The sequence below is a fragment of the Thiopseudomonas alkaliphila genome (assembly GCF_001267175.1).
Taxonomy (GTDB): domain Bacteria; phylum Pseudomonadota; class Gammaproteobacteria; order Pseudomonadales; family Pseudomonadaceae; genus Oblitimonas; species Oblitimonas alkaliphila.
Window position 1 is genome coordinate 448562 of the sequence record NZ_CP012358.1, and the last position, 14971, is coordinate 463532.

A 14971-nucleotide genomic window follows, 5' to 3' on the forward strand; every position below is an offset into this window, starting at 1 on the left:
TAATCAATGCGTATATTGCACACTATGTTGCGCGTGGGTGATTTAGATAAATCAATCGCGTTCTATACCGAAGTTTTAGGCATGCAGTTGCTGCGTCGTAACGACTACCCAGAAGGTAAGTTCACCTTAGCTTTTGTTGGTTACGGTAGCGAAGCAGAAAATGCAGTGATTGAACTAACCCATAACTGGGATACCAATAGCTATGATCTAGGAAATGGTTACGGGCATATTGCACTTGAAGTGCCTGATGTCTATAAAGCCTGCGAATTGATTCGGGAAAAGGGCGGTAAAATTACCCGTGAACCAGGTCCAATGATGCATGGCAACAGTATTTTAGCCTTTGTTGAAGATCCAGATGGCTATAAGATCGAACTGCTCTCGCCAGATCGTAAAGACTAAGTGCTGTCCCCTAAAAAGCTCCCTATCTGGGAGCTTTTTAGTTAAGAGGCTTAGTTAACAAACGCCTAAGCCGAGTTGTAGTAATGCCATGCCAGAATGAGACCAGCCCCACCACGCCAACCCTAAAATGGCGGCTAAGGATAAACCTGAAGTAATCAAAAGCAGGGTGCGCATGGCCAGCCGCTTATGATGTGATGGCATGTATTTGCTCCCCTTTAGGCGCTCTAAACTCTTTAATCGGAAAGTTGCACAGTGCGGCAACTACACTTAATGCTATAGACAGTTGCCAGACCAAATCATAACTACCCGTGCGGTCAAAAACTAACCCACCTAACCAACCTCCTAAAAAAGAGCCTACTTGGTGAAAGAAAAACACAATGCCTGCCAACATCGACAAATTACGTATACCAAACATACTGGCTACTGTGCCGTTAGTTAAGGGCACCGTTGAAAGCCAGAGAAGTCCCATGGCAATGCCGAATAAGTAGGCCGATAACTGGCTAATCGGTAAGTAAAAAAACAAGGCAATCACTAGGCCGCGAATTAAATAGAGCCAGCCTAAAAGTTTGGGCTTAGAGTAGTATCCTCCTAACCAGCCTGCTAACCAGGTGCCAACAATATTAAACAAGCCTACAAGTGCCAATACCGTAGTGCCAACGCTAGCCGGTAGCTGACGATCAATCAAGTACGAAGGAATATGCACGCCAATAAACACTACTTGAAAGCCACAGACAAAAAAGCCAAAGGCCAGTAGCCAAAAGCCTTTTTCTTTAACCACTTGGTTGAGTGCTTGCTTTACACTTTGTTCAAAATCGTCTGTAGTATTTGGCTGTGGTGTTTCTTTTAGCATAAAAGCTAAGGGTAAACATAGGCAGATTAGGGCAGCAGTGACTAACATTGCACTCGACCAGCCCAGCCACTCAATTAAGCCAAGAGTGCCCGGCAACATCACAAACTGTCCAAGTGAACCTGCTGCGCTAGCAATTCCCATGGCCATGCTACGCTTTTCGGCTGGCACCGAGCGACCAATAGCGGAGAGTAGTACCGCAAAAGAAGTCCCGGAGAGTCCAAAACCAATGAGTAAACCAGCACTTAACGTGAGATCCATTGGTGTGCTGCTATTGGCCATTAAGTACAGCCCACAAGCATAGGCAAGCGTGGTAACAATAACGGTGGGTTTTAATCCGTAGCGATCAGCAAAAGCGCCGACAAAGGGTTGTACGCCGCCCCATACTAAGTTCTGTACTGCGATAGCAAAGGAAAAGATTTCACGTTCCCAGCCAAACGCTTGGCTTAGCGGGTTGAGATAGAGACCAAAGGCATGCCGGATCCCTAGCGATAAAGCCAATATGATCGAGCTGCCAATCATTAGCAGCAAGCCTGTGCGTAAAGCTGAATGCATAAATCCACCTAGAATAAAGCCAGTCTTGTGACTGGTTGATTGTTATTGTTAGTTGTCCAGGGGGAAGTGTTAGGTGCGAGGACTGAGGGTGCGTGCCCAGTCGTCGGCATCGACAAAGCCTAACACCTGTTGCTCCTTTAAATTTTCCACGTTAACAAATACCGCAGCTCCGTATTCAAAATCTACCTCAGCATGGGCAAAGTGCTCAGTCAGTTCATCTAAGCAGCTGCTATGGGTGACTAAAAATAGGTTGCGACCTTCTTGTTTAATATTGAGAGCTTGCTTGAAGAAGTCTGGCTGGCATTTAAATAAAAAATCTTTACTGGCGATTTCTTGAGCAAAAATAGCTTGGCTGGTTTGTTTGGTGCGGGTGAGTGGGCTGGTGTAGATATCCCCGTTGGCTAGGCCTAAGTTGGATAAATAGCGCCCCATTTCAAGGCCGGTAGCAACCGAGCGTTGGGTGATACCGCTTGGTTCCGCTAAGCAGGCGGCATCGACTCGACTGCAACGCTCTAAATGGCGAATAAAAACAATAAGATCACCATCTTGCCATTCTTTAACTAAGGTTTGCGTTAGTTGAAAAGGGCTTTCGGATAGATCGGCAGGTAAAGGTTCACGCCACAGTGGTGAGGTTTCCCAAGCGGTACCGGTAATTAGTGCAGCAAGTGTCAGCGTTTTGACATTGAGTAGCTTTTTTAAGAAGTTAATTTTCATAAACAGTCAATAAAGGGGAACCAATAAGTAACGCCTGGTTAATACACAGGGATAATACGGCGCAGTAGCGCAGACAGCGTATTATCCCAAAAGTGCGTACAACTAGCCTGTTAGGTTTTATCCTTTGCGAGCATTTAGCGCTTGTCCATTTTCTGCCTGGCTATCAGGCCCCATGAGGTACAGATAAACTGGCATAATTTGCTCTGGCGTGGGGTTGGTTTCTGGGTGCTCACCAGGATAGGCTTGGCTGCGCATTTGGGTGCGGGTAGCACCAGGATTGACTGAGTTACTGCGTACATTGGTGCCATCTAGCTCGTCGGCTAATACTTGCATCAACCCTTCGGTGGCAAACTTAGATACGGCATAGGCTCCCCAGTAGGCGCGTCCTTTACGACCCACGCTGCTAGAGGTGAAAATAATGGAGGCGTCTTCTGAGAGTCGGAGCAGGGGCAGTAACGCGCGGGTTAAAGAATAGGTGCCATTGACGTTAACCTGCATAACTTTGGCAAAGTTTTCATCGGATAACTGCTCAATTGGAGTGCGCGGTCCCAAAATAGAGGCGTTATGCAAAATACCGTCTAAACGACCAAAGGTTTCTTCGATCATCGCGCCTAACTCTTCGGACTGATTACTGCTGATGTGCTGTAAGTCCATGGGTACAACCACTGGAGTGGGGTGGCCTGCAGCCACAATTTCATCGTACACCTGATTAAGGTTGGTTTCGGTTTTACCCAGCAGCAACACCGTTGCGCCGTGGGCAGCGTAAGCTTTAGCGGCAGCCGCGCCGATACCGCGCCCCGCACCGGTGACTAAAATAACGCGATTTTCTAGTAAATTAGGACGAGCAACATAATCAAACATGAGATTCCTCAATAATGACTGCTGTTAACAGCCACAAATAACTTGTTCTAATAAATTTAATAAGGCTTCAGGACTGGCAATGACTTGATTGGCACCCCACAGCTGCGGATTATCGCTAGCGGCATGATAACCATAGGTGACGGCAATGCTTGGCATATCAGCGGCCTGGGCGGCCTGAATATCACGCAGATCATCTCCGATATATACAATTTTTTCAGGGCTCAGGGCTAATTGCTCAGCCGCTTTGTAGAGCATATCGGGCGCCGGCTTGCTCTTTTCAACATGCTCAGGGCAGAGCAGTGCTGCGCAACGCTGATCCAGGTGCAGTGCCTGCATAAGTGGTTCGGCAAAGAGCGCGGGTTTGTTAGTCGCCACCCCCCAAGGCAGCTGCATTTTTTCTAAAAACTGCAGTACTTCTGGCATGCCGGTAAATAAAGTGGAGTGTTGAGCAAACTGCGTCTGATATCGCTGTAAAAAATCCTGCTTCAGCAAAACCGCTTGAGCATCATCCGGCGCTAAATTAAACCCATAATTAACCATGGCTTGCGCGCCTTGTGAGACAACTTGTCGAAAGCCGTTTATTCGCTCTTGATTAAGTGGGGCTAGTCCTTGCTCGTTACGCATGGCCTGAATAATGGCAATAAAGTCGCGTGCGCTATCGATCAGTGTTCCATCTAAATCAAACAGCACTCCTTGAATACGATTCATGCTTGAGCCTTAGTGGTGCGTAGCATGTAGTTCACATCAACATCAGCTTCGAGTTTGTAGATCTTAGTCAAGGGGTTATAGGTCAGACCGATAATATCTTGGACTTGAAACCCAGCTTGGCGACACCAAGCCCCCAGTTCAGAAGGGCGAATAAACTTTTTAAAGTCATGGGTGCCACGTGGCATCAAGCGCAAGATATATTCTGCGCCAATAATTGCGAATAAATATGACTTAGGATTGCGGTTAATAGTGGAAAAAAATACTTGTCCGCCGGGTTTTACCAGTTGGTAACAGGCTTGGATAATGGAAGCCGGATCTGGGACGTGCTCCAGCATTTCAAGGCAAGTCACTACATCAAACTGCCCAGGCATTTCAGCGGCTAAGGCTTCGGCGGTGACTTGGCGGTACTCAACCTCAACCCCGGACTCCAGTTTATGTAATTCCGCCACCGACAGTGGCGCTTCGCCCATATCAATGCCCATAACGGTAGCTCCGCGCTGGGCCATGGCCTCACTTAAAATACCGCCACCACAGCCTACATCCAATACTTTTTTACCCGCTAGGCCGGCGTGCTCATCAATCCAGTTCACTCGCAGTGGGTTAATATCATGTAATGGTTTGAACTCGCTTTCCCGATCCCACCAACGGTGCGCCAAGGCTTCAAATTTAGCAATCTCAGCATGATCAACATTGGACATAGTTTTTCCCCAAACGGTAGTACTAAAAATGACTACATAATGCCATGTTAGGGGCTAAAAGCCTATGAAAACCAAGGGCCTTGTTAATCAATTTGCCAAACAAATAGGCTTAACTGGAGCGATTATTTGCTTATTGGGTTGCCTGCTGAAGCTGATCAAAAATGCCACCATCATTAAAAAATTTAGGTTGTGCTTGCGCCCAGCCGCCAAAAAACTGATCAATGGTCACTAAGTTCAGCTGAGCAAAGTGTCCACTAAACTCTTCAGCTATTTTAGGGTTGCGTGGTCGATAAAAGTGCTTAGCAGCAATCCGTTGGCCTTCATCGCTATACAGATATTCAAGATAGGCAGTGGCTAATTCGCGAGTGCCTTTGCGTTCAACATTACGCTCAACAATGGCCACTGGTGGTTCAGCTAGAATTGAAATGGAGGGGGTGACAATCTCGAACTCCTGCTCGGGATGTTGCTGCAAACTAAGGTAAGCCTCATTTTCCCAAGCAAGTAACACATCACCTAAGCCATAACTGGCAAAGGTATTGGTTGCGCCTCTGGCTCCACTGTCAAGTACAGGCACGTTACGGTAGAGTTGTTGCACAAACTCATGTGCCTGCTGCTCATCGCCGAGTGTTTTTTGCGCATAAGCCCAAGCTGCAAGAAAATTCCAACGAGCACCACCTGAGGTTTTAGGATTAGGGGTAATGACTTCAATGCCAGACTGTATTAAGTCATCCCAGTCTTTGATCTGCTTTGGGTTACCTTTACGCACTAAAAAAACAATGGTTGAAGTGTAGGGGGTGCTGCTATGGGGTAAACGAGTTTGCCAGTCTTTAGGCAGCCAATTACCGGTGCGGTGGAGTTCATCAATATCACCGGCTAAAGCTAAGGTCACCACATCAGCTGGTAAGCCTTCGACCACTGCGCGCGCTTGTTTGCCTGAGCCACCATGGGACTGACGAATCTGCACTGCTGGGTGTCCTTGGGCTTGCCAGTATTGATTAAAGGCGCGGTTGTAGTCGTTATACAACTCACGGGTAGGGTCGTAAGAGACGTTTAATAAGCTTTGTGCATGCAGGCTAAAACTACTAGCGATCAGTACTAAAGCGGTTAATGGGCGAGTAAACCAAGGCTGAGTCGACATCTGTAAGCTCCTAAGCTAAATGTGTAATGCCTACGATAGATAGGCGAAGTGTTAGCTTAGGTGAGCTTGGATAGAACGAAAAAGACTGTTTTTACCTTTGCTTAGAGAGATTTGATTGGTAGAAAACTGGGCTCAGTAGTAAGCAGAGCCCAGTATTTTTAGCGAAAATAGCGGCAGAGCTGACTTGACTTATGTCTAAGGAAAAAAGCCAAGCTTTAAGACAAATAAGCTGGAAAGTACCCACATAGCAAGATTTAAATCCTTATAGCGGCCACTCATCACCTTAATTAAGGTCCAGCTAATAAAGCCAAATGCGATGCCATTGGCAATCGAAAATGTCAGCGGCATGGCCAGTGCAGCGACTACCACTGGAGCTGCAACTGTGATGTCCTCCCAGTCAATATGAGCTAGGCCACTGGTCATCAGTACCGCGACAAAAAACAGTGCAGGAGCCGTTGCATATAAAGGAATAGCAGCGGCCAGCGGTGAGAAAAACAGGCTCAGTAAAAAGCAAACAGCAACCACACAGGCGGTGAGCCCGGTGCGTCCTCCCACAGCAGTACCCGCAGTTGATTCAACATAACTGGTAGTGGTGCTGGCACCAATCATCGAGCCGGCCATGGTGGCAGTGCTGTCGGCTAGCAGTGCACGGCCTAAGCGTGGCAAGTTACCCTGTTCATCAACCAGCTTGGCCCGTTGCGCGACTCCAATTAAAGTACCAGAGGTATCAAATAGATCGACAAACAAAAAGGCAAAAATTACGCTGATCAGGCCTACATCTAAGGCGCCAGCAATATCCAGTTGCATAAAGGTGGGTGCGAGGCTGGGTGGCATACTTATGACGCCATCTAACTGGGTATCACCTAAAGCTAAGGCGACCACCGTGACCGCCAAAATTCCGATCATAACGGCGCCGGTTACTTTGCGGTAGGTCAGCGCAACAATTAACGCAAAGCCAAAAGTAGCCAAAAGCGGAGCGGTTTTATTCAGCGCACCAAGTCCCACTAAGGTGTCGGGATTAGCCACCACAATTTCGGCTTTAGTTAAGGCAATTAAGGCTAGAAATAAACCAATGCCGGCACTGATCGCCGAGCGCAAAGGCAGTGGAATGCTATTAATAATCCATTCGCGAATTTTAAAAATCGACATGCAAAAAAAGATTAAACCCGATAAGAATACGGCACCCAGTCCAACTTGCCAGGTATAGCCCATGGTCAGCACCACGGTGTAGGTAAAGAACGCATTTAAGCCCATACCAGGGGCCAAAGCGATAGGGTAATTAGCCAGTAACCCCATAATCGCAGAACCAATCGCCCCTGCTAAGCAGGTGGCAACAAACACTGCCCCTTTATCCATTCCCGTTTCTGCCAGCATATTGGGATTAATAAAGAGAATGTAGGCCATCGTTAAGAAGGTGGTCACGCCCGCTAAAATTTCAGTTTTAATGGTCGTGTTATGGGCTGAGAGTTTGAAATACTGTTCCAGCATGTCTGTTTCCAGAAGCAAAAAAGAAAGCATGATACCAGAGCCTGGCTAGCTCAACACTCAGCAGAGTAGTGAGTACCAAGATTTGGCTGACACGCTTGCCAGTTTCGATGAGTGCAGAACTTCTCGAACTTTGTAGCAGATACCCTTTCCATATTGAAGTTATTGCACTAAATGAGGAAGGTCGTTATGTATAACGTTAAATGTTTGTTGCCAACGTTCACGTTAGCTATAGCCGGAATCGGCATTAATCCACTAGTTCTGGCGGCTGATCGCTCAGAACAGTTAACCATTGAGGTGCATGCCTCGAGTGAGCAAGGACAAGGAGCGGCGTTAGGGACGATTAAGGTTGAGCCAACGCCCTATGGTTTGCTGTTTACCCCAGAGCTTAAGGGATTGGCAGCGGGGCTTCATGGGTTTCATATCCATGAGAACGCAAATTGCGCTCCAAATACAGATGCTCAAGCTAAGGTAGTTCCGGCTGGAGCTGCGGGTGGGCACTTTGATCCAGAAAAAACGGGGCAACATCTTGGGCCTTATAATAGCGCAGGGCATTTAGGTGACTTGCCAGCTCTTTACGTTAACGCCGAAGGCGTAGCCGATTACCCAGTACTGGCGCCGAAGCTGCGGGAGTTAGCGCAAATTAAAAAGCGCTCGATTATGATTCATGCCGGAGGCGATAACCATAGCGATCATCCCGCGCCCTTGGGCGGCGGTGGTGCGCGCATGGCCTGTGGCGTGATTAATTAACGGTCATTGTTAGCGCCGAGTCAGGGCTGCTTTACTCGGCGTTTTTATAGCTATGTAAAATATCAATAAAGGCATTAACTGCATTTGAGGCGGTGCGTTGTTGATGCTGAATATAGCCCAGTGGACGAAGTAAGCTAGGAGTCTGTACGTTGAGTTGTATTAGCTCTGTGTCGAGCATAGTTTTCGGCAGTACACTCCAAGCCAATCCGATAGAGACCATCATTTTAATGGTTTCCATATAGTTAGTACTCATACTGATGCAAGGAACTAAGCCTTGCTGATCAAATAACTGCTGGGCAATTTTTTGGGTAAAGGTGTGACTGCCAGGAAAAATAGCAGGGTGGCTGGCTAGCTCAGATAAGGTAAGCGGTGCTTGCTCTGCTAACGGATGATCCTTAGCGGCGACAAAGACCAGTTCATCATTCCATAACAGATGGGCCGCCAGTGGGGGGAGCGTGTGGGGAGAGAGGGTAATAATCGCTAACTCGCAGCGCCCTTGGAGCACTTCCTCATAAGCCACCTCAGAATCTAAGAAACGAATATCTAGCTGTACCTCAGGATAGCGCCGCGTAAACTCTCGCAAAATAGGCGGCAAACGATGCAGGCCAATATGGTGGCTGGTGGCTAAGCTCAGCGAGCCGCTGACCTGGTGCTCAAGATTATGTAACGCGCGTTGAGTGTCTTTAAGTTCATTAATTAAGCGATAGGCTCTAGGCAATAAGGCTTTACCGGCGTCAGTTAATAGAATGTCGCGGTTTATTCGATCAAATAAGCGCACGCCCAATTGCTGCTCAAGGGCAGAAATACGTTTACTCACCGCCGGCTGAGTAACGTGTAATTGCTCGGCGGCCAACGAGAAGCTTAGCTGCTCAGCTGCAGCGACAAAGGTATTGAGGTGAGTAAGATCCATAACAGCGCCCGTGAAGTCCTAGTCTGAAATGTATTCCAAAATGGAATGCAATCGATGAAAAAATAAAATTTGAGTTATTTGAGCAAAGTTTCTAGGATAAAGCTATAAGCACATTCAGTGCGGGGCGATACAGCCTAGAAAATTATACCGCAGCTAAGATAAATGATGAGGGTAAGCCAATGACCGGCAAGACACTGTATGACAAGTTATGGGATATGCACGAAGTAAAGCGTCGTGATGACGGTTCTTCGTTAATTTACATTGATCGTCATATTCTGCATGAAGTGACATCACCCCAGGCATTTGAGGGGTTACGTCTTGCAGGACGTCAGCCATGGCGTATTGATGCCAACATTGCTACTCCTGATCACAACGTACCAACCACGAAAAAAGAGCGTGAGGGTGGAATTGCAGCCATTGCTGATGAAACCTCACGTATTCAGGTACAAACATTAGATGCTAACTGCGATGAGTTTGGCATTGTTGAGTTTAAGATGAATGATATCCGTCAAGGGATTGTTCACGTAATTGGGCCAGAGCAGGGTGCCACCTTGCCAGGAATGACCGTGGTTTGCGGTGACTCCCATACCTCTACTCATGGTGCTTTTGGTGCCTTAGCTCATGGCATTGGTACTTCAGAAGTTGAGCATGTGTTGGCTACTCAGTGTTTAGTGGCCAAAAAAATGAAAAATATGCAAGTACGGGTTGAAGGCCAGTTAGGAGCAGGGGTGACTGCCAAAGACGTCGTGTTGGCGATCATTGGTAAAATTGGTACCGCAGGGGGTACCGGTTATGCCATTGAGTTTGCCGGTAGTGCGATCCGTGATTTATCGATGGAAGGTCGGATGACCATTTGTAACATGTCGATTGAAGCCGGTGCACGTGTTGGTTTAGTCGCTGTCGACGAGAAAACTATTGATTATGTGAAAGGTCGTCCGTACTCACCTAAGGGGCAGGATTGGGAGCAAGCGGTTACCGTTTGGCAAGGGTTAGTTTCAGATGCAGATGCTCAATTTGACAAAGTCGTTGAACTGCGTGCTGAAGACATTAAACCACAAGTGAGCTGGGGCACCTCGCCAGAGATGGTCTTGCCAGTGGATGCTAATGTACCTGATCCCGCTCAAGAAGCCGATCCGGTGAAGCGTGACTCGATTCAGCGAGCCTTAAATTATATGGGGCTGAGAGCCAATCAAGCGATTACCGACATCAAAGTTGACCGGGTATTTATTGGTTCTTGCACCAACTCACGGATTGAAGACTTGCGGGCTGCAGCTGAGGCAGCTAAAGGGCGCAAAGTAGCAGCTAACGTGCTTCAGGCCATGGTAGTACCAGGTTCTGGACTAGTTAAGCAGCAAGCCGAAGCCGAAGGTTTAGATAAAATTTTTATTGAGGCAGGCTTTGAGTGGCGTGAGCCTGGTTGCTCTATGTGCTTAGCGATGAACCCTGATAAATTAGGCAGTGGTGAGCACTGTGCCTCGACCTCTAACCGTAACTTTGAAGGACGCCAAGGCAATGGCGGACGCACCCATTTAGTCAGTCCAGCGATGGCTGCAGCGGCCGCAGTTCAAGGTCATTTTGTTGACGTGCGTGAATTATTAAATTAAGGAGAGTTCCATGAAAGCTTTTACTCAACATACGGGATTAGTGGCTCCTTTGGATCGCGCCAACGTAGACACTGACCAAATTATTCCTAAGCAATTCTTAAAATCGATTAAGCGTACCGGTTTTGGCCCGAACTTGTTTGACGAGTGGCGCTATTTAGATGAAGGCTATCCGGGGCAAGACAATAGTCAACGTCCGATAAACCAAGACTTTGTACTGAACCAAGCGCGTTACCAAGGGGCGAGTGTGTTATTGGCGCAAGAAAACTTTGGCTGCGGTTCTAGTCGTGAACATGCGCCTTGGGCGTTAGATGAATATGGTTTTCGCTGTGTGATTGCACCGAGCTTTGCGGATATTTTTTATAACAACAGTTTTAAAAATGGCTTGCTGCCGATTGTATTAGAACAAGCAGAAGTGGATGCGTTGTTTGAACAAGTGTTTGCTGAGCCAGGCTATCAGTTAACGGTAGACCTTGAGGCGCAAACGGTCACCCGTCCTGATGGCGTCAGCTACAGTTTTGAGGTGGATGCATTCCGTAAGCACTGCTTGCTCAATGGTTTGGATGATATTGGTTTAACCTTACAAGACGAAGCAGCGATTAAAGATTTTGAAGCTAAGCACCAAGCGGCGCAGCCTTGGTTATTTGGCGCAATTAAGTAAATTAATTTGATCGAGCTGGCGCTTAGCGTCAGCTCCAGTAAGAAGAGAAAGCAAATGAGCAAAACAGTATTAGTGTTTCCAGGTGATGGGATTGGTCCTGAAATTACCGCTGAAGCGGTTAAAGTATTAGAACTGGCTAATCAAAAATACAGTTTGGGTTTAACCCTGCAACAGGATGTGATTGGTGGCGCAGCCATTGATCAGCACGGTGTCCCTTTAGCTGATGAAACCTTGGCTCGTGCCCGTCAAGCCGATGCTGTGCTGTTAGGTGCTGTGGGCGGGCCTAAGTGGGACACCTTAGATCGTGCGATTCGTCCTGAGCGTGGCTTGTTGAAAATTCGCTCTGAATTAAAACTGTTCGCAAACTTGCGCCCAGCGCTGCTGTATCCACAGCTAGCCGAAGCCTCTACCTTAAAGCCAGAAGTAGTATCAGGCTTAGATATTTTAATCGTGCGTGAACTAACCGGTGGGATCTATTTCGGTAGCCCGCGCGACACAGTAACTTTAGAGAATGGCGAACGCAAAGCCTTTGATACGCTACCCTATAGCGAAAGTGAAATTCGTCGTATTGCTAAAGTAGGCTTTGAGATGGCACAGTTACGCAACAAAAAGCTGTGCTCAGTAGATAAAGCAAACGTTTTAGAGTCCAGCCGTTTGTGGCGTGAAGTGGTTGAAGAGGTGGCAAAAGACTACCCGGAGGTAGAGTTAAGCCACATGTACGTAGATAACGCCGCCATGCAATTGGTGCGTGCGCCAAAACAGTTTGATGTCATAGTTACAGATAACATGTTTGGTGATATTCTCTCGGACGAAGCTTCAATGCTGACTGGCTCGATTGGTATGTTGCCCTCAGCCTCCTTGGATGCAAATAACAAAGGTATGTATGAACCTTGTCACGGTTCAGCACCGGACATTGCAGGTCAAGGCTTAGCAAACCCGCTGGCAACCATTTTGTCGGTATCGATGATGTTGCGTTATACCTTTAATCAGGTAGCTGCAGCAGATGCTATTGAGCAGGCGGTCAGTGACGTCTTAGATCAAGGCTTGCGTACTGGAGATATCTGGTCGCAAGGAATGGAAAAAGTAAGTACAAGCGCTATGGGTGATGCAGTGGTTGCAGCACTCGCAAAGCTATAACGTGCTTCTCTTTGCCCTAGCTAATCGTTGATTGGCTGGGGCAACTTATTTATAAGGTGTAGTTACAGATGAAACGTGTAGGTCTGATTGGTTGGCGTGGAATGGTTGGGTCGGTCTTAATGCAGCGTATGCAAGAAGAGCGAGACTTCGATTTAATTGAACCGGTATTTTTCACTACCTCAAACGTAGGGGGTGAAGCGCCGAGTGTTGGGCGCGATGTGCCAACCTTAAAAGATGCTTACGATCTTGATGAGTTAAAAGGATTAGATATCATTTTGACCTGTCAAGGTGGCGACTACACCTCTGAAGTTTTCCCCAAGCTGCGCGAAGCGGGTTGGAAGGGTTACTGGATTGATGCGGCGTCTACTTTACGTATGGACGATAACGCTGTGATTGTTTTAGATCCAGTTAACCGTCGTGGCATTGATAAAGCGATTGATGCTGGGCAAAAAGAATTTATTGGCGGCAACTGCACCGTGAGCTTAATGCTCATGGGGTTAGGTGGTTTATTTGAGGCAGGCTTGGTCGAGTGGATGAGTGCCATGACCTATCAGGCAGCCAGTGGTGCTGGTGCGCAAAACATGCGCGAGCTGATCAAGCAGATGGGAACGATTCAGCAATCAGTTGCTACTGAGCTAGATGATCCCGCTTCGGCTATTTTAGAAATCGATCGTAAAGTAGCCCAGATGCAGCGTAGTGAAGCCTTTCCTACTGATCATTTTGGCGTGCCGTTAGCGGGCAGCCTGATTCCATGGATTGACTCTGAGTTACCTAATGGCCAAAGCCGTGAAGAGTGGAAAGCTCAGGCTGAAACTAACAAAATTTTAGGCCGTTTTAAAAATCCAATTCCAGTGGATGGCCTCTGCGTACGTGTAGGAGCGATGCGCTCTCACAGCCAAGCGCTGACGATCAAACTAAACAAAGATGTGCCAATTAGTGATCTAGAAGATCTTATTAGTCAACACAATCCATGGGTTAAGCTAATTCCTAATCAGCGTGAAGCAACCATGAAAGAGCTGACGCCAGCGGCTATTACAGGCACCATGAATATCCCTGTGGGACGTTTACGTAAGTTGAATATGGGCTCGCAATTTGTTGGTGCCTTTACTGTTGGTGACCAATTGCTATGGGGCGCGGCAGAGCCATTGCGCCGTATGCTGCGGATTTTACTCGAGCGCTAAGTGAGTAAGTAATTAAAAAGCCCATCGATTGATGGGCTTTTTTGTGTGGATCGCATTGTGCACTTTTAGTGTGCTTGATAGCTAATGCGTACAGTACGTAGCTTAAGTGCAGTGGGGGCTTTTTGCCGTAATTGTTCGGCCAGTTGCGGCTCAATGACTTCAGGCAAGGGAAGTAATAAATCAACTTCGATCTGTCCGCTTAAATAATGCAAAGTTGCTCTGCCTAGTACGGCAGGCGCAATGACTCCTTGCCAGCTAATCGCCAGCTGCTCAAGCACATGGTGGCGTAGCGGTAGGTCAGCACACAAGTCAGAAAGCGCATCATCTTCAGGATCAATATGAATCATCACATCGCCAATGCTTTCGTGCTCTTCCATTAGACGCATTCTCACATAGTCACCAATATGGTGGCCTTCAGATACACTGAGATGCGAGTCTACTTCAATATGCACATCAATTAAGGAAGTACCAGCCATACGCCGAGAGCGTAGCATATGCATGCTTTTCACACCCTCAACTTGCTTAATGACTCGTTTAATGGCTTTGATTTTTTGTGGTTCTAATCCGGTATCAATCAGTTCGCGAATCGCACTCCAGGTTTGATCCCAGCCGATTTTAACAATCATCACAGCCACTGCTAGGGCGGCAAAGGCATCTAAATAAGGGAAACCTAATAAACTGCCACCCACACCGATAAACACGACAATCGAAGAAATAGCATCTGAGCGGTGGTGCCAGGCATTCGCTGCTAGCAGGCTGGATTTGGTTTGCTTAGCGGCGCGCATGGTGTAGTGATACAGCCATTCATTAGCGGCAATCGACAGTGCGGCTACCCACAGCACAATTTGGGTAGGAATCAGTAGTGTTTCAGGCTCAAGTAAACGCTTACCGGCATCCCACATAATGCCAGCTGCAGTCACCATCAAGACCACACCCAAGAGTACAGTAAAGGCGGTTTCAATTCGGCCATGCCCGTAAGGGTGCTCTTGATCTGCTGGCTGGTTGCTGTATTTGGCCGCAAACCACACCATTAAGTCAGTACTAAGATCGGCCAGTGAGTGCAAACCATCGGCTAATAGCGCATGGGAGTGACCAATAAAACCAAAAATAATTTTGCCAAAGGTTAGCGTAGCGTTAACTAAGGCACCCACTAAGCTGGTATTGCGCATAGCTTTTTGCCGCGCCTGAATGAGTTCTTTGTTCATGTCTTACCCACATTGCTAGCAGAGAATTGTAGGCACGGTACGCAGTCTGCAAAGCTTTGTCTAGTAAGGCTTTGCCAGAACTTTTAGATGGGTTTGCATCTAATAATCATTGCTAATTTAA

General features: G+C 47.4%; 16 protein-coding genes. 6 read left to right on the forward strand and 10 right to left on the reverse strand.

Annotation, left to right across the window (positions count from 1 at the left end; genetic code table 11):
- Positions 1 to 6: 6 nt before the first annotated feature.
- Positions 7 to 399: a lactoylglutathione lyase gene (gene gloA, locus AKN87_RS02230; protein ID WP_053102317.1), complete on the forward strand. Its 393-nt coding sequence runs from the start codon at positions 7 to 9 to the stop codon at positions 397 to 399.
- Positions 400 to 453: 54 nt separating this feature from the next.
- Here the strand turns inward: gloA and AKN87_RS12290 are convergent, their stop codons facing one another.
- From AKN87_RS12290 to AKN87_RS02265, 8 genes are all read right to left on the reverse strand, one after another.
- Positions 454 to 600: a hypothetical protein gene (locus tag AKN87_RS12290; protein ID WP_158487774.1), complete on the reverse strand. Its 147-nt coding sequence runs from the start codon at positions 598 to 600 to the stop codon at positions 454 to 456.
- Positions 584 to 1801: an MFS transporter gene (locus AKN87_RS02235; RefSeq protein WP_053102318.1), complete on the reverse strand. Its 1218-nt coding sequence runs from the start codon at positions 1799 to 1801 to the stop codon at positions 584 to 586. The genes AKN87_RS12290 and AKN87_RS02235 overlap by 17 nt, the downstream gene beginning before the upstream one ends.
- A gap of 69 nt (positions 1802 to 1870) precedes the next feature.
- Complete coding sequence (gene pmrG / locus AKN87_RS02240; protein WP_053099460.1) at positions 1871 to 2515, reverse strand: lipopolysaccharide core heptose(II)-phosphate phosphatase PmrG; 645 nt, start codon at positions 2513 to 2515, stop codon at positions 1871 to 1873.
- A 117-nt stretch (positions 2516 to 2632) separates the two neighbouring features.
- Positions 2633 to 3376: a YciK family oxidoreductase gene (locus AKN87_RS02245; protein WP_053102319.1), complete on the reverse strand. Its 744-nt coding sequence runs from the start codon at positions 3374 to 3376 to the stop codon at positions 2633 to 2635.
- Positions 3377 to 3400: 24 nt separating this feature from the next.
- Entirely contained in the window at positions 3401 to 4084 is a 684-nt protein-coding gene (locus tag AKN87_RS02250; protein WP_053102320.1) for an HAD family hydrolase, read from the reverse strand.
- Entirely contained in the window at positions 4081 to 4782 is a 702-nt protein-coding gene (ubiG, locus tag AKN87_RS02255) for a bifunctional 2-polyprenyl-6-hydroxyphenol methylase/3-demethylubiquinol 3-O-methyltransferase UbiG (protein ID WP_053102321.1), read from the reverse strand. Before ubiG ends, AKN87_RS02250 begins: the two co-directional genes overlap by 4 nt.
- A gap of 130 nt (positions 4783 to 4912) precedes the next feature.
- Entirely contained in the window at positions 4913 to 5920 is a 1008-nt protein-coding gene (locus tag AKN87_RS02260; protein WP_053102322.1) for a sulfate ABC transporter substrate-binding protein, read from the reverse strand.
- Positions 5921 to 6115: 195 nt separating this feature from the next.
- On the reverse strand, positions 6116 to 7408 hold the full coding sequence (locus tag AKN87_RS02265; RefSeq protein ID WP_053099465.1) for an NCS2 family permease: 1293 nt from the start codon (positions 7406 to 7408) through the stop codon (positions 6116 to 6118).
- 186 nt (positions 7409 to 7594) lie between these two features.
- Here AKN87_RS02265 and sodC point away from each other — a divergent pair, with 186 nt between their 5' ends.
- Positions 7595 to 8155: a superoxide dismutase family protein gene (sodC, locus tag AKN87_RS02270; protein ID WP_080995478.1), complete on the forward strand. Its 561-nt coding sequence runs from the start codon at positions 7595 to 7597 to the stop codon at positions 8153 to 8155.
- Positions 8156 to 8186: 31 nt separating this feature from the next.
- Here sodC and AKN87_RS02275 read toward each other — a convergent pair whose 3' ends face one another.
- Complete coding sequence (locus AKN87_RS02275) at positions 8187 to 9065, reverse strand: LysR family transcriptional regulator (RefSeq protein WP_053102323.1); 879 nt, start codon at positions 9063 to 9065, stop codon at positions 8187 to 8189.
- A 179-nt stretch (positions 9066 to 9244) separates the two neighbouring features.
- On the opposite strand from AKN87_RS02275, the gene leuC reads away from it, so the two are divergent.
- From leuC to asd, 4 genes are all read left to right on the forward strand, one after another.
- Positions 9245 to 10669, forward strand: a complete 1425-nt coding sequence (gene leuC, locus AKN87_RS02280; protein WP_053102324.1) for a 3-isopropylmalate dehydratase large subunit — start codon at positions 9245 to 9247, stop codon at positions 10667 to 10669.
- Between the two features lie 10 nt (positions 10670 to 10679).
- Positions 10680 to 11327, forward strand: a complete 648-nt coding sequence (gene leuD, locus AKN87_RS02285) for a 3-isopropylmalate dehydratase small subunit (protein WP_053099468.1) — start codon at positions 10680 to 10682, stop codon at positions 11325 to 11327.
- Between the two features lie 54 nt (positions 11328 to 11381).
- Positions 11382 to 12464, forward strand: coding sequence for a 3-isopropylmalate dehydrogenase (gene leuB / locus AKN87_RS02290; protein ID WP_053099469.1), 1083 nt, complete (start codon positions 11382 to 11384; stop codon positions 12462 to 12464).
- 68 nt (positions 12465 to 12532) lie between these two features.
- Positions 12533 to 13645, forward strand: coding sequence for an aspartate-semialdehyde dehydrogenase (asd, locus tag AKN87_RS02295; protein ID WP_053099470.1), 1113 nt, complete (start codon positions 12533 to 12535; stop codon positions 13643 to 13645).
- A 65-nt stretch (positions 13646 to 13710) separates the two neighbouring features.
- Here asd and AKN87_RS02300 read toward each other — a convergent pair whose 3' ends face one another.
- Positions 13711 to 14850 (reverse strand): cation diffusion facilitator family transporter, encoded by a 1140-nt coding sequence (locus AKN87_RS02300; RefSeq protein WP_053102325.1) that lies wholly within the window; start codon positions 14848 to 14850, stop codon positions 13711 to 13713.
- Between the last annotated feature and the right edge of the window lie 121 nt (positions 14851 to 14971).